This is a genomic window from Nonomuraea sp. LPB2021202275-12-8 (assembly GCF_037044575.1).
In the GTDB taxonomy this organism is placed as follows: domain Bacteria; phylum Actinomycetota; class Actinomycetes; order Streptosporangiales; family Streptosporangiaceae; genus Nonomuraea.
Genome location: NZ_JBAHWD010000041.1, coordinates 57,196 through 79,946 on the forward strand (window position 1 = coordinate 57,196; position 22,751 = coordinate 79,946).

Genomic DNA, 22,751 nt, shown 5'->3' on the forward strand with positions numbered 1-22,751 from the left:
CCGACACTATGCGATGTGCGGGCGAGGTCGCTCCACCGGTATTCGGCCGGGGCACAATGAGTAACATAGCGGACATCCGAATGTCATGACAATATGCCATAGTGGTTGCCGAAGGCTCCGTCTCTGGAGGTGCGTTGTTCGACCTGATCACGATTGGCCGCTGCGGCGTCGACATCTATCCGCTGCAGACCGGCGTGGGCCTGGCCCACGTCGAGACCTTCGGCAAGTTCCTCGGCGGTAGCCCGACCAACGTCGCGGTGGCGGCCACCCGTCACGGGTTGCGCTCCGCCGTGGTCACCGCCGTGGGCGCGGATCCCTTCGGGGAGTGGGTGCGGCAGGCGATCCGCAGCTTCGGTGTGGACGACGCCTTCGTGGGCACCGTCGCCGGTCCGCCCACGCCGGTCACGTTCTGCGAGATCTTCCCGCCCGACCACTTCCCGATCTACTTCTACCGCGGCGAGCATCCACCCGATCTGCAGCTCACGGCCGACTCCCTCGACCTGGCCGCGATCGGCGAGGCGAAGGTCTTCTGGTTCACCGGGACCGGCCTGAGCCAGGAGCCGAGCCGCTCGGCGCACGCCGCCGCGCTGTCGGCGCGCACGTCCGGCTGGACGGTGTTCGACCTGGACTACCGGCCCATGCTGTGGGAGTCGCCCGAGTCCGCGGAGCGGGAGGTGCGCCAGGCTCTCCGCCACGCCAACGTCGCCGTCGGCAACCTGGACGAGGTGGAGGTCGCCGTCGGCACCCGCGACCCGGAATCGGCGGCGCAGGCGCTGCTCGACGCAGGCATGGAGGTGGCGATCGTGAAGATGGGCCCCGGCGGCGTCCTGGCCCGGAGCAAGGACGAGCACGTGGTCGTCCCGCCGGTCAAGATCGAGGTGGTGAACGGGCTGGGCGCGGGAGACGCGTTCGGCGGCGCCGTCTGCCACGGGCTGGTGCGGGGCTGGTCGCTGGAGCGTACGGTGCGCTTCGCCAACGCGGCGGGCGCGCACGTGGCCGCCCGGCTCGCGTGCGCGGACGCCATGCCGTCCACCGATGAGGTGCTCGCCCTCCTCGACGGCGGCGAGGTGCGGCCTTGAGCGACATCACGCTGTCCAGGACCGCTCGCTACGAGCAGCTCACCCACATCCGCGCCACCAAGCCGGAGGAGATCGCCCTGTCGGCGGCCCGCCGTCAGCGGCGCGGCCTGCCCGGCGAGGGCGAGCGCATGCTCATCATCGCCGCCGACCACCCGGCTCGCGGCGCGCTGGCCGTGCGTGACCGGCCGCTGGCCATGGCCAGCCGGTTCGACCTGCTCGACCGGCTGCAGGTGGCGCTGGCCAGGCCCGGCGTCGACGGCATCCTGGCCTCCCCCGACGTGCTGGAGGACCTGCTGCTGCTCGGCGCGCTCGAAGGCAAGCTGGCCTTCGGCTCGATGAACAGGGGCGGGCTGCAGGGCTCGGTGTTCGAGATGGACGACCGGTTCACCGGCTTCGACGCGACCTCGATCGACGAGATGCGCCTGGACGGCGGCAAGATGCTGTGCCGCATCGACCCGGCGGACCCCGCGAGCGTGGCGACGCTGGAGTCGTGCGCGAAGGCGATCACCGACCTGGCCCGCAGGCAGCTCGTCGCGATGGTGGAGCCGTTCTGGTCCGGGCGGACGGAGACCGGCGCGGTCCGCAACGACCTGTCGCCCGACGCGGTCATCCGGTCCATCAGCATCGCCCAGGCGCTCGGCGTCACCTCCGCCTACACCTGGCTCAAGATCCCCGCGGTGGCCGAGATGGAGCGGGTGATGGCCGCCACCACGCTGCCCGCGCTGCTGCTCGGCGGCGATCCGCCGGACGTGGCCGCCGCCTACGCGGACTGGGGGCGCGCCCTGCGCCTGCCCGGCGTGCGGGGGCTCGTGGTCGGGCGCGCTCTGCTCTACCCTCCGGACGACGACGTCGCCACCGCCGTGGACGGCGCCGCCGCCCTGGTTCGAGAGGTTGACTCATGACATTCCTTCCGTTCGGCAAGGCCGCCGGCGGACCGTGGTCGGTGGAGATCACTCCCGCCATGGCCGGCTGGGACTACTCCGGCCTGCGGGTCGTCGACCTGACCGGCTCCCCGGTCGCCTTCGACACCGGCGGGGAGGAGCTGATCGTGCTGCCGCTGTCGGGCTCCTGCACGGTCACCTGCGGCTCGCTGACGTTCGAGCTGGCGGGCCGGCCGTCGGTCTTCGACGGACCCTCCGACTTCGCCTATATCCCGATTTCTGAGCATGTGGTGCTGGAGGGCACGGGCCGGATCGCCCTGCCGTCCGCCCTAGCCACCCGCCGCCTGGAGCCCCGTTACGTCCCCGCCTCCGAGGTCTCCGTGGAGCTGCGCGGCGCCGGGCAGGCCAGCAGGCAGGTGAACAACTTCGCCTCCCCCGACACCTTCGAGTGCGACAAGCTCGTGGCGGTCGAGGTGCTAACCCCCGGCGGGAACTGGTCGTCCTATCCGCCGCACAAGCACGACACCGCCGGCCCCGGCGAGGCCGTGCTGGAGGAGATCTACTACTTCGAGGTGGCCGACCACGGGCTGGGCTATCAGCGCGTCTACTCCTCCGAGCGCGGCCGGATCGACACCCTGGCCGAAGTGTCCTCGGGCGACGTGGTGCTGGTCCCCTACGGCTATCACGGCCCGTCGATGGCCGCACCCGGCTACGACCTCTACTATCTCAACGTCCTGGCCGGCCCCGCCGGCGAGCGGTCGATGGCGTTCTGCGACGACCCCCGCCACGCCTGGGTGCGCTCCTCGTGGAACGGCCAGGAGATCGACCCGCGACTGCCTTTCGGGAGGACCTCATGAGGCTGACGGTGGCGCAGGCGGTGGTGCGCTTCCTGGCCGCCCAGCACACCGAGCGCGACGGCGTCGAACACCGCCTCTTCGGCGGCTGCTTCGGCATCTTCGGTCACGGCAACGTGGCCGGGCTCGGCCAGGCGCTGGCCACCACCACCGAGGACCTGCCCTACTACCTGAGCCGCAACGAGCAGGCGATGGTCCACACGGCCGCCGCCTACGCCCGGGCCAGCAACCGGCTCTCCACGCTGGCCTGCACCACCTCGATCGGCCCCGGGGCGACCAACATGATCACCGGCGCGGCGGGCGCCACGATCAACCGGCTGCCCGTCCTGCTGCTGCCCGGCGACATCTTCGCCACCCGGGTGGCCAGCCCGGTGCTGCAGGAGCTGGAGGACCCGCGCTCCTACGACATCTCGGTCAACGACTGCTTCAAGCCCGTCTCCCGCTTCTGGGACCGGGTCAACCGGCCCGAGCAGCTCCCCCCGGCCCTGCTGGCCGCCATGCGGGTGCTCACCGACCCCGCCGAGACGGGCGCGGTGACGCTGTCGCTGCCGCAGGACGTGCAGGCCGAGGCCGCCGACTGGCCAGATGACCTGTTCGCCCGGCGCGTCTGGCACATCCCCAGGCCCCGCCCCGAGCGCGCCGCCCTGAGCCGCGCCGCCGAGCTGATCAGGTCGGCCGCCCGGCCGCTGATCGTCGCCGGCGGCGGCGTCATCTACAGCGAGGCCGCCCAGGAGCTGCGAGCCTTCGCCGAGACCTTCGGCGTCCCGGTCGCCGAGACCCAGGCGGGCAAGGGCGCCCTGCCGTACGGACACCCGATGGCCATGGGAGCGATCGGCGCCACCGGCACCACGGCCGCCAACACGCTCGCCCGCGAGGCCGACCTGATCATCGGCGTCGGCACCCGCTACAGCGACTTCACCACGGCCTCGCACTCGCTGTTCGCCGCGGACGCCGCCTTCGTCAACCTCAACATCACCGGCTTCGACGCCGCCAAGCTGTCCGGGCTCCAGCTCGTCGCGGACGCCCGCGAGGGCCTGACCGAGCTGGCCGAGGCCTGCGAGGGCTGGGCCACCTCCGCCGCCTACCGGGCCCGCGCCGCCGAGCTGTCGAGAGCCTGGGACGCCGTGGTGGACGAGGCGTACTCGCTGGACGGCAGCCCCCTGCCGCAGTCCGCCGTGATCGGCGCCGTCAACGCGGCCGCCGGCGACGACGGCGTGGTGATCTGCGCGGCCGGCTCCATGCCCGGCGACCTGCACAAGCTCTGGCGCCCGAGCGGGCCGGGCAGCTATCACGTCGAGTACGGCTACTCCTGCATGGGCTACGAGATCGCGGGCGGCCTCGGCGTCAAGCTGGCCGCCCCGGACCGCGAGGTCTTCGTCATGGTCGGCGACGGCTCCTACCTGATGATGGCCCAGGAGCTCGTCACAGCGGTCTCCGAAGGCGTCAAGCTGACAGTGGTCCTGGTGGACAACTCCGGCTTCGCCTCCATCGGCCGCCTGTCGGAGAGCGTCGGCGCCGAGCGCCTCGGCACCTCCTACGCCTACCGCGGCGACGGCCGCTACGACGGCGGGCCGCTGCCCGTGGACCTCGCGGCGAACGCGGCCAGCCTCGGCGCCACCGTGCTGCGCCCCGAGACGCTGTCGGACTTCCGCAAGGCCCTGGACACGGCCCGGGCGGCCACCGGCACCACCGTCGTGTACGTCCGCACCGATCCCGCGCTCGACACCCCCTCCTCCGAGGCGTGGTGGGACGTGCCCGTGGCCGAGGTCTCCACCACCCCGGCCGGCCGGACCGCCAGGAGCGGGTACGAAGCCGCCAAGCTCGGCCAGCATCGCCGTCTCGCGCCGTAGCGCTTAGCGGGTTGCCCTCCGGGGAAGGCCTGTGACCAGGCAAGACTCGGGGGGCGGGGATGAGGCCTTGGCGGGCACTCGGGTGGGTGGGGATCGCCGCAGTGGTGCTCTACTGCCTCACTTTCGTGGGCACGGTGTTCCTGTCGATCATCGTCGGCATCTTCATCACCGCGCTGCTGCTCCCCCCTGCCCGCTGGCTCACCCGCCGCGGCCTCAACCGGGGGGCGGCCACCACGATCGTCTTCGTCGGCGGGCTGCTGCTGGCCCTGGGCCTGTTCGCGCTGCTCGTGCCGCCGACGGTCAACAGCCTGTCGGAGCTGCACTCCAGCGTGGGCAGGGTGCTGGAGGAGGCGAGCTCCCTGGCCGCCTACTTCGGCCTCGACGACCAGCAACTCCTCGCCCAGGCCAAGGAGTGGTTGTCACGGCGCAACCAGCAGATCACCACGGGCGCGGTGGCCGGGGTGCGGATCGCCGGTGAGATCATCGTGGGCGCGGTGCTGGCCCTCATCCTGGCGGTGTACTTCGTGCACGGCGGCGACCGGCTGTGGCACTGGCTGACCGGGCTGTTCCCCGCCTCGGCCAGGCAGTTGCTGAGAGACGCCGGCTCGCAGGCGTTCTCCGTCATCGGCCGCTACATCCGCGGCGTGGCCCTGGTGGGGGCGGTGGACGCCTTCTTCATCGGGATGGCGCTGTGGATACTCGGCGTGCCGATCGCGCTGCCGCTGGCCGTGCTGACCTGGGTGGGCGCGTTCCTGCCCGTGGTGGGGGCGTTCATGGCCGGTCTGCTGGCGGCGGTGGTGGCGTTCGTGGCCAAGGGCTGGCTGATCGCGCTGATCGTCGTCGCGGTGACCGTGCTCGTGCAGCAGCTCGAGGGGCACGTGCTCGCGCCCCAGATCTACGGCAAGGCGCTCGACCTGCCGGGCGCGGTGATCCTGGTGGCCATCACGGTCGGCAGCGTCGTCTTCGGCATCGCCGGCGCCTTCCTGGCCGCCCCGGTGACCTCGGTCGTCGTCGCCCTGCTCAGCCGCGAGCAGGCAGGAGGAGCTCCAGCTCCAGCTCGTGCCTGATCGGGATGCCGTCGGACTCGGCGGGGATCGACGGCTTGAGCCTGCGCGCCGCGTCCACCCCGTGCCGGTGCAGGGCGATCAGGTCGAAGCCGTAACGCTGGTAGAACCGCAGGGCCCGGGTGTTGTCGTTGGTGGTCACCAGCCGCAGGCCCGACGCTCCCAGCTCGATCGCCCGGTCCCTGACGGCGTCCATCAGCGCCCTGCCGACACCCTTGCCGGGCAGGACGGCGTCGATCGTGACGACCTCCACGAAGCCGCCACGCTCGGCGTAGGTGATGACACCCGCCACCTCACCGCCCTCGTCCGCGGCGAGGAACCCCGGCAGCTCGCTCGCGTCCACGAGGTCGCCCCGCCCCAAAGCGACCACGGTGACGCCACCCCAGCTCGCGGCCAGGATCCGGGTGACCACAGGAAGATCGGCGGGCTCGACGGCTCGCACTGAGATCGTCATGGGCCCATTATGTGACTCATGCGCTGGATGACGTTCGACTGTTTCGGGACCCTCGTCGACTGGCGGCACGGCATCCGTACGAGCGCCGAGCTGATCGCTCCGGGCCAAGGGCAGCGGCTCCTCGACGCCTACAACCGGCACGAGCCCCGGGTGCAGGCCGAGTCCCCGACGATGCGCTACCGCCACGTCATGGCCGAGTCGCTGCGCCGGGCCTGCGCCGAGGAGAAGGTGGCGCTGCACGACGACGACGCCGACGTGCTGGCCTCCACCATCGCCTACTGGCCGGTCTTCCCCGAGGTCGAGGCCGAGCTGTCGGCGGTGCGCGCGGCCGGCTGGAACCTGGCGCTGCTCACCAACTGCGACCGCGACCTGGTCGCCGGAACGCTGCGACGGCTGCCGGTGCCCTTCCAGGCGGTCGTGACCGCGGAGGACAGCCACGCCTACAAGCCGTCCCCTGCCCACTTCGACACCTTCCGGCATGCGCACGCCCCCGGCACCTGGGTGCACGTCGCGCAGAGCTACACGCACGACATGGTCCCCGCCCACCGCCTCGGCATCCGCCGCGTGTGGATCAACCGCCACGGCGTGCTGCCCGCCGACCCGGCGATCCTCCAGGACGTCCTGCCCGATCTGCGCGGCCTCGCGCGGACGGTCGCGGGCTGAGCCGCGACGCGGTCACGCCCGGGCCGCGCGTTCCTCGAGCACGTCGGCGATGCCCGCCAGGAACGAGTCGACGTCCGCGATCAGATAGCCCGTCCTCAGCAGCACTGTGGCGAACTTCGCCTCCCGCACCTCCTTGACCGTCAACGGATAGTCGGTGGTGCCGCGCAGGGTGGCCACGATCCGGTCCAGGAACGCGTCCACCTCGTCCTCGTTGTAACCGGTGCCCATCCGGCCGGGGCGGAACGCCACCCGTTCCACCCGGGCCGCCTGGCTCTCGAACCACTCCTCGCGAAGCAGGTCGCCGGTTGGCTCCGCCATGGCCAGCCGCACCGGGCTCTTGGCCATGGTCTCCAGCGCCACTACGAACGCCTCCAGAGCGAAGTCGACCGCGGTCTCCTGATAGCCACCGCGTTTGGCGCGAAAAGTGGCCGCGCGCACGTCGTCGGCGGTGACGAGCTCGACATCGCGCGGCCCTCTTCCTAGGGTGGCCTCGATCCGCCCGATCAGGGCGTCGACTTCGCCGGGATCGTAGCCTGAACGCATACCCATGACGCGTGGAAAGCGGTTCAAGCCTCTCCTCCTGAGTTGTGCTGGGGGGTCGCCTCCATTGTGAAGCCCTTTATCACGGCAATGCGAGTCGGCCTATACGGTTACATCACCATGCGCCTGTCGAATGTGTCCTTCCGCTACAAAAGACGTGATCAACCCGTCATCCGGGAGATCGACGCTCTGCTAACACCCGGTGACGTGATCGAACTTACCGGTGCCAACGGCGCGGGCAAGTCCACGCTCCTCCGCCTTCTGGCCGGGCTCACCAGACCGACCAGCGGCACGATCACCGGCCGCCCGGCGGTCGTCGGCCTGGCGCCAGACCGCTTCCCCGCCGAGCAGCCCTTCACCGTGTCGGCCTACCTGGACCACATGTCCCGCGTCCGCGGCGGCGCCCGCTGGGAGCCGTGGGCCGAGCGCCTCAACATGACCCACCTGCTCGGCATGCGCCTGCTCGCGCTCTCCAAGGGCAGCGCCCACAAGGTCGGCCTCGCCCAGTCCCTGATGGCCGACCCCGGCCTGCTGCTGCTCGACGAGCCCTTCGCGGGCCTGGACGCCGACACCCGCGAGGCGCTGCCGCCGATCGTCGAGGAGCTCTCGGCGCGAGGCGTGATCGTGATCGTCAGCGACCACCAGGGCGGCCTGCGCACCCTGACGTCCGCGCGCCGCTGGTCGCTCACCGACGGCCGCCTCAGGGTGACGGCCGCGGCCCCGCCCGCCCCGGCCACGATCGAGGACGGCCTGACGGAGGAACTGGTGACAGTGGCGGTGACCTTACCGGCCGGTGAGGTCGCGGCCTTCGTGGACAGGATGCGCCGCGAAGGCCACGAGGCCCGCGAGATGACCGCCGAGGAGTCCCGATGATCGCGCTGGCCGTGTTCAGGCTGGCCGCCTATGTGCGGTCGCACCGCGTCTTCCAGGCCCTGCTCATGCTCCTGGCCATCCTCGCCATCCTGCACAGCAACCGGGCGCCGGAAGGCCACGAGGCCACCGTGCTGACGGATTCGGCGGCCCTGATCATCCCGATCCTGGCGTGGGCGGCCAGGAGCCTGCTCGACACCGAGCCTGACCAGCAGCGCCTGATGTCCGCGACCAGCGTGGGCGGCAGGGGGCGGGAGTCGTCAGCCGGGATCCTGGCCGCGCTGACCGCCTGCGCCGCCTTCTCCGCGCTGACCCTGGCCTGGGGCCTGCTGCTCGGGCTGAGCGCCACCCCGTCGAGGGGGGTGCTGGTGGCGGCCGTCGTCCTGCACGGGCTGGCCGCACTGGCGGGCACCGCGCTCGGCGCGCTCACCAGCAGGGTGATCCTGCCGTCCCCGGCGCTGTCCATCATGGCGCTCGTCTTCGGGTTTCTGGCGATGCTGATCCTGAGCGCGTCACCGCTCTACTGGCTGACCGTGCCGGTCACCGTCTGGATGCGGGCCGCGAACGCGAACCTGCTGCTCGACCAGTTCCCCGAGCTCGCGGCCGTCTCGCTGATCTGGTGCCTGATCGGCCTGACGGCCTACGCCTGGCTCCGCCGTACCCGCCCCTGAGCCTGCGAGACTCCCGCCTACGGGCTGGTCACTCGGTGGCGGCGAGCTGGCCGCAGGCGCCGTCGATCTCGCGGCCGCGGGTGTCACGGACCGTCACCGGGACACCGTGGAACTGCAGCCGCCTGACGAACGCCCGCTCGTCCTCCGGCCGGGAGGCCGTCCACTTGGAGCCCGGCGTCGGGTTGAGCGGGATCAGGTTGACGTGCACCAGCTTGTTCTTCACCAGCTTGCCGAGCAGGTCGGCCCGCCACTCCTGGTCGTTGATGTCCTTGATCAGGGCGTACTCGATGGAGACCCGGCGCTTGGTCGTGGCGGCGTAGGCCCACGCCGCATCCAGCACCTCGGAGACCTTCCAGCGCGTGTTGATCGGCACCAGGGTGTCGCGCAGCTCGTCGTCGGGAGCGTGCAGGGACAGGGCGAGCGTGACGGGCAAGCCCTCGTCGGCGAGCTTGCCGATGGCGGGGACCAGCCCGACGGTGGAGACGGTGACGCCGCGGGCGGAGATGCCGAGACCGTCGGGCGCCGGCTCCACCAGTCGGCGCACCGCCGCGATGACCTGCTTGTAGTTGGCCAGCGGCTCGCCCATGCCCATGAACACCACGTTGTTCACCCGGGCCGGGCCGCCGGGCACCTCGCCCGCCGCCAGCGCTCGGGCGCCCGAGACCACCTGCTCGACGATCTCGGCGGTGGACATGTTCCGGGTCAGGCCGGCCTGGCCGGTGGCGCAGAACGGGCAGTTCATGCCGCAGCCGGCCTGCGAGGACACGCACATCGTCACGCGGTCGGGATAGCGCATGAGCACCGACTCGACCAGCGCGCCGTCGAAGAGCCGCCACAGCGTCTTGCGGGTGGTGCCGCCGTCGGTGGTGAGCTCCTTGACCGGCGTGAGCAGCGGCGGCAGCAGCGCCGACAGCTTCTCGCGGGCGGCGGCGGGCAGGTCCGTCATCGACGCCACGTCGGTGGTCAGACGCTCGAAGTAGTGGCGTGAGAGCTGGTCGGCGCGGAACGCCTTCTCGCCGAGCTCGGTGACGGCCACGCGGCGGTCGGCCATGGACAGGTCCGCCAGGTGCCGAGCCGGCTTGGCCCTGCGCGGCGCGACGAAGGTGAGCTGACCTGGCTGTTGGGACACGTGCCTGCCTTTGCTGTTGCGGTTACCGACCAGGGTAGTGAACGCCTGCCCGCGGGGTGACATTCCGCGGCGGCGCTCCCGCTGCCCGGTGCTCCCGGTCCGGTAAGCCTCGCACGAGGGTGACCGGCGGATCTACAGTCTTCACGTATGGCGATTTTCCGGTCTGCGTCTGGCGAGGGGCAAACCGAGGTCGTCCTCACCGCCGGCAACCCGTACGGCAGCCGGACGCTCGTGGTCGAGCGGGACGAGGACTCCTCGGTGGCATACCTGTGCGCGCCTGACGGCACCGTGCACGGCGCGGTGTGGCTGGCCAACCACCGGCCCGCTCCCCCGGTGGTCGACCTGGCCAGGATCAACGCCGGGCTGCCGCCGCTGATGCCCCGGGCCAACACCCTGCATCCCGCCGGACGCCGGCCGCTCGGGCAGCTCACGCCGCTCTGGTTCGAGGAGGGCGACGGGGTGGCCCTCTACGAGGAGGACGACCTGCTGGCCGTCATCCCCGGATGGGCCGACATGAGCCGGGGCATGCCGGGTTACGCGCGTGACGCGGTGGGCGAGTCGCCGTTCGGGTGGGCGCTGTCGGAGGCGCTGGAGGGGCTGCAGCCGCGGATCTCCAACGCGCACTCATACTGGCGGTGGAGATACGCCGAGGGGTCCTGGCCGTCGTTCCAGGAGTTCGTCATGGGCCATCTGGACAGGGCGCTGGGCCCGGCGGACCGCTACTGGGACGCCAGCGGGGAGCGGCTGCCGACCGTCGGCATCACCGAGCGGCCCCCGGCCGGCCGGCGCGAGTTCACGGTGCTGTCCACGGTCGGGATGAGCTGCCAGCGCATGCCGACGGTGGAGCAGTGGATCGACAGGCCCGGCGCGTACGCCCGGATCGAGCTGGCCGTCGCCACCCGCGAGGATCCGCGCGACGCGGCGCTGCTGCTGGTGTGGCTGTCACAGTATCCGTGGCACTCGGTCACCTGGCTCGGCCACGGGCACACCGCGAAGTGGTATCACGAACCGTCGACGTTCCCCCTGGGCCCGCAGTACTCGGGGGTAGTCATGCAGGCCGATCCTCCCGGCATGCCGGACATGTCGGGGTTCGCCTTCGGGGGCGAGGCCGTACGCTGGCTCTGGCTCTCTCCCGTCACCGTCGACGCGCTCGAAGAGCAGCGCCACTAGACGAACAGGGACAGCAGCAGCCAGACCGGCACCAGCGTGGTCACCAGCGAGTCCAGCCGGTCCATCAGCCCGCCGTGGCCCGGCAGGATCGTGCCCAGGTCCTTGATGCCGAGATCCCGCTTGATCATCGACTCGATCAGGTCGCCCACGGTGGCCAGCGCCGCACCGAGCGCGCCGATCAGGGCTCCCTGCCACAGCTCACCGCCCAGCAGCCAGGACATCAGCCACGCCCCGACGGCGACGCAGGCGAGGACGGACCCGGCGAACCCCTCCCAGGTCTTCTTCGGGCTGATCACGCTCATCTTGTGTCTGCCGAACAGCACACCCGCGATGTAGCCGCCGATGTCGCTGGCGACGGTCACCGCGATGAACAGGACCACCCGGTGCGACCCGTCCTCAGGCGCCAGCAGCAACGCCGCGAACCCGGCCAGCATCGCCGGATAGAACAGGACGAAGACCGACGCCGTCCCGTCACGGACGTATCCATCCGTGCCGTCGCTGAACATCCGCCAGATCAGCAGCACGAACGCGAACACCGTGAACGTGCCGAGCAGCCAGACCGCCCCGCCCCAGTAAGCGCCCGCCTGCATGGCCGCCAGCCCAGCCAGCACCGGCACGGTGGGCACCTGGATGCCACGGCTCGCGAACGCCCGGATCAGCTCCACCACACCGACGCCCACCGCCCCCACGATCACCAGGAGGAAAAGCTCCTTGATCGTGTAGAGGGAGATGATGACCAGGGCGCCCAGCCCCACGCCCACCGCGATCGCGGCAGGCAGGTTCCGGCCGGTACGGCTGCCGCCGCTCGGTCCGGTGCCAGCCGTACGTTCTTCCACAGTGTCTCTCCAGAGCCACGGCCCCCGCCGTCAGGCGAGGGCCGTGCGGCGGGCCGCTCAGACCTCGAGCAGCTCGGCTTCCTTGTGCTTCAGCAGCTCGTCGATCTTCGCGACGTGCTTCTGGGTGATGTCGTCGAGCTCCTTCTCGGCGCGGCGGACCTCGTCCTCGCCCGCCTCGCCATCCTTGATCATCTTGTCCAGGATCTCCTTGGCGGAGCGGCGGATGTTGCGCACCGACACCTTGGCGTGCTCGCCCTTGTTCCTGGCGACCTTGATGTACTCCCTGCGGCGCTCCTCCGACAGCTCGGGGAACGACACGCGGATCACCTGGCCGTCGTTGCCCGGGTTGACGCCGAGGTCGGAGTCGCGGATGGCCTTCTCGATCGCGGACATCGAGCCCTTGTCGTAGGGCTGAATGATGATCATGCGGGCCTCGGGCACGTGGAACGAGGCCAACTGCTGGATCGGCGTCGGCGTTCCGTAGTACTCGGCGCTGATCTTGTTGAACATCGAGGGGGTGACCCGGCCCGTCCGGATGCTCGCGAAGTCCTCCTTCGCGACCGATACGGCCTTGTCCATCTTGTCCTCGGCTTCGAGGAGGGTTTCGTCGATCACAGCGGCTCCCTGTCTACTAGCTGGCGGTGTCGGGCTCGCGCCCTATTTGCCTGCGGGACTCACCAGCGTGCCGATTTTCTCACCGCGGACCGCTCGCAGGATGTTGCCCTCGCCCATGAGGTCGAAGACCACGATCGGCAGGTCGTTGTCCTTGCACAGGCTGATCGCGGTGGCGTCCATGACCGCGAGGTCACGAATCAGCACCTCGCCGTAGTCAAGGTGGTCGAAGCGCACCGCGTCGGGGTTCTTCCGTGGATCGGAGTCGTAGATTCCGTCCACCTGAGTGCCCTTGAGCAGCGCCTCGGCGCCGATCTCCAGGGCTCGCTGGGACGCGGCGGTGTCGGTGGAGAAGTACGGCGATCCCAGCCCCGCGCCGAAGATGACCACGCGCCCCTTCTCCAGATGCCTGATCGCCCTGCGCGGCAGGAACGGCTCGGCCACCTGCTGCATGGTGATCGCCGTCTGGACCCGCGTCTCGACACCACGCCTCTCGAGGAAGTCCTGCAGGGCCAGGCAGTTGATGACCGTCCCCAGCATGCCCATGTAGTCGGCCCTGGCCCGGTCGATGCCGCCCTCCGACAGGGTGGCGCCGCGGAACATGTTGCCGCCGCCGACCACCACCGCGACCTGCACGCCCTCGCGCACCGCCTCGGCGATCGAATCGGCCAGCTGGTCGACCACGCGGGGATCGATGCCCAGCGGCTCGCCACCGGCGAACGCCTCGCCCGACAGCTTCAACATCACCCGCTTCCAGCGAAGCGGGGCCGGAGCCTGGCGGGGATCGTGCTCCTGATCAGCCGGCCGGCCGGACTGGTCCGGCTGGTCGGGCAACTGGCTCGACGGAGAAGCCGCCGACGTGGCGGGCTCCTGATTGTCCTGCACGGCGGCGGCCTCCCTCTTTAGGCGGTTCGATGGATCGGAAACTCGCTCAAGCCTATGCCTGGCCGACCTTGAACCTGACGAAAGCGAGAACCTGCACACCATTCTCCTCGGCGTACTTGCCCACGCTCTTCTTGTTGTCCTTGACGAACGCCTGCTGGAGCAGGGTGAAGTCCTTGTACCAGCCGTTGACCCGGCCATCGACGATCTTGCTGATGGCGGCCTCGGGCTTGCCCTCGTCACGCGTCATCTCCTCGAAGAGCTTGCGCTCCTTCTCGATGATGTCGACGGGGACGGCAGAGGCCTTCAGGTACTGCGGGGCCATCGCGGCGGCGTGCTGCGCGATGTCCTTGGCCACCTCGGCGTTCGGCTTGTCGAGCTGCACGAGCACGCCGACGGCCGGCGGCAGCGCCGGGTCGGTGCGGTGCATGTACGCGCCGATGTAGCCACCCTCGAGCACCGCGAAACGACGGACCTCGATCTTCTCGCCCAGCGCGGCGTTGGCGATGTCGAGGTGCTCCTTGACGGTCTTGCCGTCGAAGGAGGACTCGAGCAGCGCGGGCACGTCGGCCGGCTTGCTCTCCAGCACGTGCGCGACGACCTGAGCGGCAAGCTCCTGGAAGCGCTCGCCCTTGGCCACGAAGTCGGTCTCGCAGTTGATCTCGACCAGCGCGGCGGAGGAGTCACCGTCCTGCTTGAGCGCCACCAGGCCGTTGGAGGCGGTGCGCGTCTCGCGCTTGCCCACGTCCTTGGCGCCCTTGAGGCGGAGCAGCTCGATGGCGCGGTCGAAGTCGCCCTCAGCCTCCTCGAGAGCCTTCTTGCAGTCCATCATGCCGGCAGCGGTGATCTCGCGAAGCCGCTTGACGTCGGCCATGTTCACGGAAGCCATTGCTTGTTCCTTGTGGGATTTCGTCGTGGATCGGGTGGGCGCCGGGATCCGGCGCCCACCCTCTGTTGGTACGGCACCGCGTGCCGCACGGGAAGCTCTTACTCGACCCGAGCTTGCTATTCGTCCGATCCGAGCCCAGGGGCTTGCACGATTCGAGATTACGTTCTCCGGTCCGCCCGAGCTTCGACCCGGACTGAGCCTTCGACTCCGTACCGGTCCGGACTCTGAGATCGGAACCGTCTGAGCCCCTGGCTCCGGACCTGGAGATCGGGCCGGTCCGGGGCTCTCGACCCTGAGTACAGAGCCGATCGGAGCCTGGCTCCGGACCTGAGTTCAGAGCCGGTCCGAGCTCCGGACCCTGAGTTCAGACCCGATCCGAGCCTGGCTCCGAACCTGAGTACAGACCCGATCCGAGCTCCGGACCCTGAGTACAGACCCGGTCCGAGCCCGGACCGATCAGATGCCTCAGCCCTTGATCGACCCGGACCTGTGGACCCTGACCGACCTGAGCCCGCCTGCCCGATCCATGTGGTCCGGGGCCGAGCGGCCCCTGTGGTCCTCCGATCAGCCCGAACCTCGGGTCCCTGCCGATCCGGACTCTGGAGTCCGCCCGAACCCGGGGTTCGCCGATCAGCCAGAACCTTGGATCCCGGCCTCTCCAGCCGCCCAAATCCTTCGGCTCATGAGAGACCGGAAGCCCGACTCCCCTGTTCCAGAGCTTCGGATCTCAACCCGGAGCTCTGGAACGGCCCGAACCGTGGCGCGTGATCGTCAGGCCTGCTGCTCGGTCTCGTCCTCGGCCTTGGCCGGAGCCTCAACCTCAGCCTCAGCGGCGGCCTCGGCCGGAGCCTCAACCTCAGCCTCAGCGGGGGTCTCGGCCGGAGCCTCAGCGGCAGCCTCTGCCGGAGCCTCGGTCGCGTCCTCCGCCGGAGCCTCGGCCGCGGGCTCGGTGGCGCCCTGCTCGCCGGTGCCCTGCTCGATGAGCTCGCGCTCCCACTCGGCCAGCGGCTCGGCCGCGGCCGGCTTCTCGTCACCGCGAGCGGCGCCCGAGCGAGCCATCAGGCCGGCGGCGACACCGTCGGCGACCACCCTGGTCAGCAGGCCGACGGCGCGAATGGCGTCGTCGTTGCCCGGGATCGGGTAGTCGACCTCGTCGGGGTCGCAGTTGGTGTCGAGGATCGCGACGACAGGGATGCCAAGCTTCTTGGCCTCGCTGATCGCGATGTGCTCCTTCTTCGTGTCCACGATCCACACCGCGCTGGGCACGCGGCCCATGTCACGGATGCCGCCCAGCGTGCGCTCGAGCTTGTCCTTCTCGCGCCGGCGCATGAGGAGCTCCTTCTTCGTGAGCCCCGAAGCGGCGACGTTGTCGAAGTCGAGCTCCTCGAGCTCCTTCAGACGCTGGAGCCTCTTGTGCACGGTGGAGAAGTTGGTGAGCATGCCACCCAGCCAGCGCTGGTTCACGTACGGCATGCCGACGCGCGCGGCCTGCTCGGCGATGGCCTCCTGGGCCTGCTTCTTGGTGCCGATGAACAGGATCGTGCCGCCGTGGGCGACGGTCTCCTTGACGAAGTCGTACGCACGGTCGATGAACGACAGCGACTTCTGCAGGTCGATGATGTAAATGCCATTGCGCTCGGTGAAGATGAAGCGCTTCATCTTCGGGTTCCAGCGCCGGGTCTGGTGCCCGAAGTGAACGCCGCTCTCGAGCAGCTGTCGCATGGTGACGACGGGGGCCATGTGCTGGTCCTCCAGGTCTGGGCGCCCTGCGATCGGGCGCGATTCTCGGTTGTGTCGCAGCAGCCGGCGGGCTGCCGCCCTGACGCCCCGGAACCGCTCCAGCCAGGCCGTGGCCTGGACCGAAGAGGTGCGATCCCTTGATGGGGCATGCGAAGTCGGCCTGTGGTGACAGGCCACCGAAAAGTCTACCTCCCACGCAAGCCCCACCTGACCGTTCAGGTCAACCGGCGCCCCGCCTCGCACATCCCGCCCGCGTCCAGGCGCAGGACCACGGGCTCAGCCGCACGCGTCGAGGGAGCCGGGCGCATCCCCACGGCGCGGTCGCCACCAAGGCCCCGCGTCCAGCACGGTCACCCACCAAGGCCCCACGTCCAGCACGGTCACCCACCAAGGCCCCACGTCCAGCACGGTCACCCACCAAGGCCCCACGTCTCCCACAGCACGGTCGCCCGCCAAGGCCCCGCGTCGCTCCCGTACGCCGGCCGCCCTCCCGTGGTCCTGCGACCTACGCGCCAGCCCCTGTGCCGTGATCCTCGCTGGGCAGGCCAGGCACGGGCCGCTTCGCGTGGGGGAACAGGTTCACCTGCGCCTCGGCCACCCTGGCCCCTGGTGGCGCGTCCTCCTCGCTGCGGTGGCGGGCGTAGTACGGCCTGAGCAGTTTTTCGATCTCTTCGCTGAGCCGGCCCATCTCCGCCGCGTCGAGCCTCAGCGTCAGCCGCTGGAACCGGGTCACGTCACGCCACTCGTCAGACTCCTGAGAGACAGCGGACAACGCCCGTTGCAGCTCGTTGTCCGCCTCCCTGCGCACTGCCCGGATCAGCAGATCCTTCGCCTCGCGTACATCGGGTTGATCTTCTGGCTCAAGGGCGATGGTCAGCTGCCTGTCGGTGATCTTCCACAGCCGTTCCCGGCCGTCACCTCTGGGCGGCGCGTCCTCCACGAACCCGTACTTGGCCAGCATCCGCAGGTGATAGCTGGCCGCACTCGGCGTGATCCCGGCGACCTCGGCAACCTCGGTAGCGGTGGCGCTGCCGTCAGCTCCAAGCCGGCTCAGGATCGCCAGCCTGGCCGGATGAGCCAGAGCCCGCATCGCCTTGGGATCGCTGAGGTCCTCCCTGTCCCGCTCCATGCGCCTAAAGGTACCCGGATCAGACCTGAAGGATTGCCTTCACAACTCTGAAGGGTTATCTTCATAGTTGTGAAGGGTTTCTTTCACAACCCGTGGACGTCCGGCTGGTCGCCCCGTTTCACACGACAGCCCCTCTTCCACAACAGCGCCGACCACCGATCGCCATGGAGACGCCGCAGTGTCGAACCCGACGCAGCCAGACAGGCCGAGCAAGCCGAGAACCCACACCGCCCCGACGACGGCGATGCCCGACAATGCCGCGACCAAGGCGAACAGAACCCTCGAGGCGACGCCCACCGACCCGGCGTCTCGGGGACCGGCATCCCATGGACCGACATCCCAGAAACCGGCATCCCGCGAACCGGCATCCCGCGAACCGGCACGGGAACCGGCATCCCGCGAACCCGCACGGGAACCCGCACGGGAACCGGCATCTCGGGAACCGGCGGAGTCCACTGAGCTCGCCGGCCACGCCGAAGCCATCCCGCTACGCAAGCAACGCGACTACCGCCTGCTCTGGTCGGCCCGCACGATCTCGATCACCGGCTCCGAAGTGTCCAAGCTGGCCATACCCCTGACCGCGGTCACCCTGCTGACCGCCTCCCCCCTCGAGATGGGCATCCTCACGGCCGCGGCCTTCGTCCCCGCCCTGCTGTTCGGCCTCCAGTCAGGCGCGATCGCCGACCGGCTCTCCAGGCACCGGCCACTGATGATCGCCTGCGAACTGGTCGCCGCCGCGACAGCCGCCTCGGTGCCCCTGGCCTGGTTCCTCGGCGTCCTGAACACCGCCTGGCTCATCGTCGCCGCCCTGATCATCGGTACGGCCGGCGTGATGTTCAAGGCCGCGAACTTCCCCCACTTGGCCGCAGTCGTCGCGACAGAGCAGCGCACGGACGCCATCGCCGGTTTCAACGCCTCCTACTCGGTCGCCTCGGTGTGCGGCCCGAGCCTTGCCGGAGTGCTGGTGCAGATCCTCACGGCGCCCTTCGCCGTACTGGTGGAGGCCTTGGCCTTTCTGACGTCCGCCCTGCTGCTGCGTTCAATACGTACTCCGGAGAAGACCGAGCCCGCCCCCTCCCGCGGCATGTGGCGAGACGTCACGGAAGGTCTGCGAGCCAGCGTCACCGACCCCATCCTCCGAGCCCTCCTGGGCGCAGGCATCACCATCAACTTCTTCGCCATGGCGTACACGGCTGTGTACATGCTCTACATGCTGAATACGCTGGACATCCCTCAGCTCATGATCGGCGTACTGATCGCACTCGGCGGCGCCGGCGGCCTGCTGGGCGCCTGGGCCACCGCCCGCCTGGCCAAGCGGTACGGCGAGAACCGGGTGTTGCTCATCTCGGTGCTGTTCTTCCCCATCGAAGTCCTGGCGGTGGGTCTCCTGGACGGCCCCCTCTGGTGGAAACTGTCGGCACTGGCCCTCACTGGCGCCGTCTCGGGCGCCATCGTCGTCGCCTTCTCCACTTGCCTGGGCGCGATCATCTTCCGCGACACCGCCCCCCACCTGAGAGGCCGCGTCAACGCCACCGTGACCTTCGCCACGCAGGGCGTCATGGCCCTGGGCGGTGTCGCCGGCGGCCTTCTGGCCGAACTGCTCGGCCTGCGCCCGGTCATCTTCATCTGCGCGGCAGGTATCGCCATGAGCACCCTCTGGATCTGGGCTTCGCCCCTACGCCCCAAGCGCCCGACCGGTCCCGATCACGACCCGCACATCACTCTCCTGACCGACAGGCAGGAGATGGACCGCCTCGTTGCCGCCAAGCGCGGATCATCCATCTGACAGAACGGAGCACGATCGCAGCGGCACACCACTCCGGGATGAAACAGCCTCATCGCTTTCGACTAAGACAGAACCCCTCCGAACGATCGGATCAAGCACTGTCCTACGCACACAACTCGTCTCATCGAGGCTCCGTGCCCCAGGCTCCCTCGTACTTTCGCTGCACCCATCATGCCGCCCCGCGTACCCCGCCCACGCCATCGCCCAACCCTTTATCCACAGGCCGGCCAATCGCCTCGGAGTTATCCACAGAACCGCGTTCGCGCCGTACCTAAATCTCGTGCACGTCACAAACTCTCCGCATGCCCACGCACCCATCCACCCACCACGCCCCCTCGTCCCTTCAAGGCCACCTCGGCCATTCCCTCCGTAAATCTGATTTCCACTACACCCCACCCGACCGCCACGAGATCACCGCAAAGCAGCACATCCGCAAGCGGGGTGTGGACGGTCTCGCGCGGATCCTCCTTGTCACGCGAATCGCCCTGGATGCTGATGGCCAGGCCGCCGGCCTGATACTGCGGCCATTCGCAGCGGCATTCAGCACAGCCCCACCACGTGACCGTCGCCTCTTCAAGACACCACACGGCCGCCGCGACCTCGCACCGAGCATCCTGGTGGCCGTCGTCCTCGCGATCGCCCTTCCTCTCCTCGCATCGACGCCGGCCACGTCAGCGACCCCGCCGACAGCCGACCGCCCAACCTGGCGTTGGCCCCTCGACGGAACGCCTCGCATCCTGCGTCGCTTCACTCCACCGCCCGAGCCGTGGCTGGCCGGTCACCGCGGCATCGACCTTGCCGCCCCCGCCTCCACTCCCGTCCTGGCCGCAGGCAAGGGCACCATCGGCTACGCCGGCTCGGTGGCAGGCCGGGGCGTCGTCACCGTGAACCACCCAGATGGTCTGCGCACGACCTATCTCCCCGTGACCGCCGCTGTACGACAAGGCGATCCTGTGGCCCCCGGAGACCCTCTGGGCACGATCGAGCCCGGCCCCACGCACTGCCCGGAGTCCTGCCTGCACTGGGGCCTCCGCCGGGCGACCACCACCTACCTGGACCCCCTGCTCCTGTTGGGCCTCGCCCGCATCCGCCTCCTGCCCCACTGGCAACCGGACACCACGCTCCCGAGGATCGGTTCCAGCCCATCGAGCGTGCCCTCCGCAATCCCACTCAGCCCTCATCGAGGAGGCCGCAGCACGCGAAAGCAACCTGTGGACCACCCCTCCGGCCCCACCCGCCCGGACCGGCATGCCACCCCAGCGCCCACCGCAGCCGACCGCTTCCAGCTGCGCTCCGCGTCAACACCGATGGCCGCCACTTTCGGCCTCGCGGCACTGCTGGCGGCCTTTCTCCTGCTCACCCTGCTACGCCACCGTCTGCGGAAAAGAAGATCCCGACCCAGCCCCACAGGCGGGAGACACTCCGCTAGAAGCAACCGCACCCCATCAGCAGGCGACCGCTGCCCGCCGCAGGGGCAGCATCGAAAACCACGACGCGGACGCGCCCGCCGGCAGCAACGCCGACGACCGGCGCAATTACCCAGGTAACACCCCTATCAGCGCACCCGGCGTCCCACCCAAGATCCACAACCGTACCGACAGTGCGCCGCCAGACACCTTCACGCCCGGGGATGAGCCTGCCGGTACGCACTACGAAGGCGCTCGATCGAAACATGTGTGTACACCTGCGTGCTGTTCAGCGAAGCATGGCCCAGCAACTCCTGCACGCTGCGCAAGTCCGCACCCCCCTCAAGCAGGTGCGTGGCCGCGCTGTGCCGCAACCCATGCGGTCCCATGTCCGGCGCCCCTTCAACCTGCCTCACCCGGGCATGCACCATTCGCCGGACCGTCCCCGCATCGATCCGCCCGCCCCGAACGCCAAGAAACAACGCCGGCCCGGACCCCGCACGCACCCACAACGGCCGCCCGTGGACGCACCACCTGTCCAGCGCCCGTAGAGCTGGCCCCCCGAACGGCACCGACCGCTCCTTACGCCCCTTCCCCAGCACCCGTACGACCCGGCGATCACGATCCACGTCATCCACATCCAGCCCGCACACCTCACTCACCCGGATCCCCGTGGCGTACAGAAGCTCGAGCAGGGCCTGATCCCGCAGGTCTTTGGGCTCTCCTGTCGAAGGCACGTCCAGCACCTCCCGGGCCTGCTCCTGATCAAGCACGGCAGGTAGCGCCCGAGGCGTCTTGGCAGTCCCCAGCAGCAACCCCGGATCATCAGGCAGCCACCCCTGCCGATGACAGAAGGCGGTGAACGTCCGAATGCAAGCCGTCCTGCGCGCCAAAGTGGCCCGCGCCTTCCCTGCGCCATGCTGCTCCGCCAGCCACCCCCTCAACGCGACGACGTCGACTCCACCGAGTTGCCCGCCCAGATGCTCAAGAAGAGCCGTCACATCGCCCACATACGCCCGCACCGTATGAGGCGACAAATCCCGCTCAAACCGCAAATATGCCTCGAACTCCCTTATCGCCTTGTCACTGTCAAGCCCCACACTCCCGACTCCGCTCTCACCTCCTCTCGCACTCACCTTTTGAAACCCACCGTCCTCAACGCCCTTACTCACAATCTCGAAACCGCCGCTCGCCCCCACCTCACCAGCTCCCATAACCGACCTCCCAATCGCAGAACGCGCCGCCCAAATCCGTTACATCACCGCACCCGAACAATCAAGACTGGCCATCGGGTAAGACGACCCCCGGAACGGTAAAAACTCGCTGATACCCCACCCTACGGAGCCACGGTCCAGTCGAAGCAGAACCTCGATCACTGTCGGAGACTCCAGGCACGTAACCCTCAACCAGGTGCTCACGCCAGGCCGATCCTCATGCCCACGCTCAGGCCGGTACCCCATGCCCCTGCCCAAACCAGTGACTCACGCAGGCGCTGAGGCTCACGCCCAAGATGACATGTCCGGTCAAGATCGACGCTACCTTCGCCCGCCGCGAGCGATGAGGGAGTAGAACACCTGTTTGACCACCGTGCACCGGCCGCCGCTGACCCGCCGTTCCCGCCCACCTGTCTATTTGCCTGACCCAGCCGCACTGGCCTGCTTCAGCGCCGAACGCGTGCCGGTCGCGATCCGCAGAATGCATGCGGAGGGCGCGTCCCGGCTCGACAGTTGACTGACGAACGCGGAGCGTCGCCGCAGTTCCCCCTGCCTGCGCTCCGGGCCACGGCCCAGACCTGCCCCAGCGACGATTCGCCGCATGTTACTCACCGCCCGCTAACCGCTGAACGGTCGTTCCCCCATGCCACGTCCCGTAGCTCCACCGTCCTGTAGATCACCGCCCGCCAGTAACCGCTGAACGGTCATTCCCCATGCCGCTGTCCGTGGCTCGCTATCCATGGCTCGACGTCCGTAGTTGCCGCTGTGGCCCCCCGACCAGTCATTCCCCCATGCCGCCCCAGGGGCTCGACGTCCGTGGCTCGACGTCCGTGGTTGCCGCTGTGGCCCCTGGCCGGTTATTCCCCATGCCGCACCGGTAGCTCGCCGTCCGCCGCTGGCCGGTCATACCCCTGTCGTCCGCGCGTCAGCTCTGGAACGAGGACGTGACCGGACGCGCACCTGCCAACAACACCGCCACTTGGATGTCGCCCGCGCTTTCGAACCGACATCCGTGCCGCCCGGGTGGGCAGA

21 protein-coding genes are annotated in these 22,751 nt (G+C 69.5%); 11 read left to right on the forward strand and 10 right to left on the reverse strand.

The genetic code is table 11. The features are described 5' to 3' along the window. Nucleotides 1-134: 134 nt before the first annotated feature. The 5 genes from iolC to V5E28_RS42520 all read left to right on the forward strand — a co-directional run bounded on the left by iolC (nt 135) and on the right by V5E28_RS42520 (nt 5,731). Nucleotides 135-1,079: a 5-dehydro-2-deoxygluconokinase gene (gene iolC, locus V5E28_RS42500; protein ID WP_336215673.1), complete on the forward strand. Its 945-nt coding sequence runs from the start codon at nt 135-137 to the stop codon at nt 1,077-1,079. Further along, nucleotides 1,076-1,981 (forward strand): Cgl0159 family (beta/alpha)8-fold protein, encoded by a 906-nt coding sequence (locus tag V5E28_RS42505; protein ID WP_442945960.1) that lies wholly within the window; start codon nt 1,076-1,078, stop codon nt 1,979-1,981. The genes iolC and V5E28_RS42505 overlap by 4 nt, the downstream gene beginning before the upstream one ends. Beyond that, a complete protein-coding gene (gene iolB, locus V5E28_RS42510) occupies nt 1,978-2,817 on the forward strand; it encodes a 5-deoxy-glucuronate isomerase (protein WP_336215674.1) in 840 nt (279 codons plus the stop codon). The genes V5E28_RS42505 and iolB overlap by 4 nt, the downstream gene beginning before the upstream one ends. After that, nucleotides 2,814-4,664: a 3D-(3,5/4)-trihydroxycyclohexane-1,2-dione acylhydrolase (decyclizing) gene (gene iolD / locus V5E28_RS42515; protein WP_336215675.1), complete on the forward strand. Its 1,851-nt coding sequence runs from the start codon at nt 2,814-2,816 to the stop codon at nt 4,662-4,664. Before iolB ends, iolD begins: the two co-directional genes overlap by 4 nt. 86 nt (nt 4,665-4,750) lie before the next feature. Then, a complete protein-coding gene (locus V5E28_RS42520; protein WP_336215676.1) occupies nt 4,751-5,731 on the forward strand; it encodes an AI-2E family transporter in 981 nt (326 codons plus the stop codon). Here V5E28_RS42520 and V5E28_RS42525 read toward each other — a convergent pair. Continuing rightward, nucleotides 5,685-6,182: a GNAT family N-acetyltransferase gene (locus V5E28_RS42525; protein ID WP_336215678.1), complete on the reverse strand. Its 498-nt coding sequence runs from the start codon at nt 6,180-6,182 to the stop codon at nt 5,685-5,687. The two genes, V5E28_RS42520 and V5E28_RS42525, sit on opposite strands and share 47 nt — an antisense overlap. A gap of 18 nt (nt 6,183-6,200) precedes the next feature. On the opposite strand from V5E28_RS42525, the gene V5E28_RS42530 reads away from it, so the two are divergent. Continuing rightward, nucleotides 6,201-6,845 (forward strand): HAD family hydrolase, encoded by a 645-nt coding sequence (locus V5E28_RS42530; RefSeq protein WP_336215679.1) that lies wholly within the window; start codon nt 6,201-6,203, stop codon nt 6,843-6,845. A gap of 12 nt (nt 6,846-6,857) precedes the next feature. On the opposite strand, the gene V5E28_RS42535 is transcribed toward V5E28_RS42530, so the two are convergent. Then, nucleotides 6,858-7,415, reverse strand: a complete 558-nt coding sequence (locus tag V5E28_RS42535) for a DivIVA domain-containing protein (RefSeq protein ID WP_336215680.1) — start codon at nt 7,413-7,415, stop codon at nt 6,858-6,860. 90 nt (nt 7,416-7,505) lie between these two features. Between V5E28_RS42535 and V5E28_RS42540 the strand changes: the two genes are divergently transcribed. Then, complete coding sequence (locus V5E28_RS42540) at nt 7,506-8,258, forward strand: ABC transporter ATP-binding protein (protein WP_336215681.1); 753 nt, start codon at nt 7,506-7,508, stop codon at nt 8,256-8,258. Next, nucleotides 8,255-8,926 carry a hypothetical protein gene (locus tag V5E28_RS42545; protein ID WP_336215682.1) on the forward strand — a complete coding sequence of 224 codons (672 nt, stop codon included), beginning with the start codon at nt 8,255-8,257 and terminating at the stop codon, nt 8,924-8,926. The genes V5E28_RS42540 and V5E28_RS42545 overlap by 4 nt, the downstream gene beginning before the upstream one ends. Nucleotides 8,927-8,954: 28 nt before the next feature. On the opposite strand, the gene rlmN is transcribed toward V5E28_RS42545, so the two are convergent. After that, nucleotides 8,955-10,055 carry a 23S rRNA (adenine(2503)-C(2))-methyltransferase RlmN gene (gene rlmN, locus V5E28_RS42550; protein WP_336215683.1) on the reverse strand — a complete coding sequence of 367 codons (1,101 nt, stop codon included), beginning with the start codon at nt 10,053-10,055 and terminating at the stop codon, nt 8,955-8,957. Nucleotides 10,056-10,202: 147 nt separating this feature from the next. Here rlmN and V5E28_RS42555 point away from each other — a divergent pair, with 147 nt between their 5' ends. Continuing rightward, a complete protein-coding gene (locus tag V5E28_RS42555) occupies nt 10,203-11,225 on the forward strand; it encodes a suppressor of fused domain protein (RefSeq protein ID WP_336215684.1) in 1,023 nt (340 codons plus the stop codon). Here V5E28_RS42555 and V5E28_RS42560 read toward each other — a convergent pair. From V5E28_RS42560 to V5E28_RS42585, 6 genes are all read right to left on the reverse strand, one after another. Continuing rightward, nucleotides 11,222-12,061 carry a phosphatidate cytidylyltransferase gene (locus tag V5E28_RS42560; protein ID WP_336215686.1) on the reverse strand — a complete coding sequence of 280 codons (840 nt, stop codon included), beginning with the start codon at nt 12,059-12,061 and terminating at the stop codon, nt 11,222-11,224. The genes V5E28_RS42555 and V5E28_RS42560 overlap by 4 nt on opposite strands. A 57-nt stretch (nt 12,062-12,118) precedes the next feature. Beyond that, entirely contained in the window at nt 12,119-12,676 is a 558-nt protein-coding gene (gene frr / locus V5E28_RS42565; RefSeq protein WP_336215687.1) for a ribosome recycling factor, read from the reverse strand. A gap of 42 nt (nt 12,677-12,718) precedes the next feature. Continuing rightward, entirely contained in the window at nt 12,719-13,417 is a 699-nt protein-coding gene (gene pyrH / locus V5E28_RS42570) for a UMP kinase (protein WP_336215699.1), read from the reverse strand. 193 nt (nt 13,418-13,610) lie between these two features. After that, nucleotides 13,611-14,444, reverse strand: coding sequence for a translation elongation factor Ts (gene tsf / locus V5E28_RS42575; protein ID WP_336215689.1), 834 nt, complete (start codon nt 14,442-14,444; stop codon nt 13,611-13,613). Nucleotides 14,445-15,215: 771 nt separating this feature from the next. After that, nucleotides 15,216-16,184 (reverse strand): 30S ribosomal protein S2, encoded by a 969-nt coding sequence (gene rpsB, locus V5E28_RS42580; RefSeq protein WP_336215691.1) that lies wholly within the window; start codon nt 16,182-16,184, stop codon nt 15,216-15,218. Nucleotides 16,185-16,689: 505 nt separating this feature from the next. Then, nucleotides 16,690-17,313: an ArsR/SmtB family transcription factor gene (locus tag V5E28_RS42585; protein ID WP_336215692.1), complete on the reverse strand. Its 624-nt coding sequence runs from the start codon at nt 17,311-17,313 to the stop codon at nt 16,690-16,692. Between the two features lie 481 nt (nt 17,314-17,794). On the opposite strand from V5E28_RS42585, the gene V5E28_RS42590 reads away from it, so the two are divergent. Beyond that, nucleotides 17,795-19,099: an MFS transporter gene (locus tag V5E28_RS42590; protein WP_336215701.1), complete on the forward strand. Its 1,305-nt coding sequence runs from the start codon at nt 17,795-17,797 to the stop codon at nt 19,097-19,099. Between the two features lie 302 nt (nt 19,100-19,401). After that, nucleotides 19,402-20,646 (forward strand): peptidoglycan DD-metalloendopeptidase family protein, encoded by a 1,245-nt coding sequence (locus V5E28_RS49805; protein WP_442945961.1) that lies wholly within the window; start codon nt 19,402-19,404, stop codon nt 20,644-20,646. 71 nt (nt 20,647-20,717) lie between these two features. Here V5E28_RS49805 and V5E28_RS42595 read toward each other — a convergent pair whose 3' ends face one another. Continuing rightward, a complete protein-coding gene (locus V5E28_RS42595; RefSeq protein WP_442945962.1) occupies nt 20,718-21,719 on the reverse strand; it encodes a tyrosine recombinase XerC in 1,002 nt (333 codons plus the stop codon). Nucleotides 21,720-22,751: the final 1,032 nt, after the last annotated feature.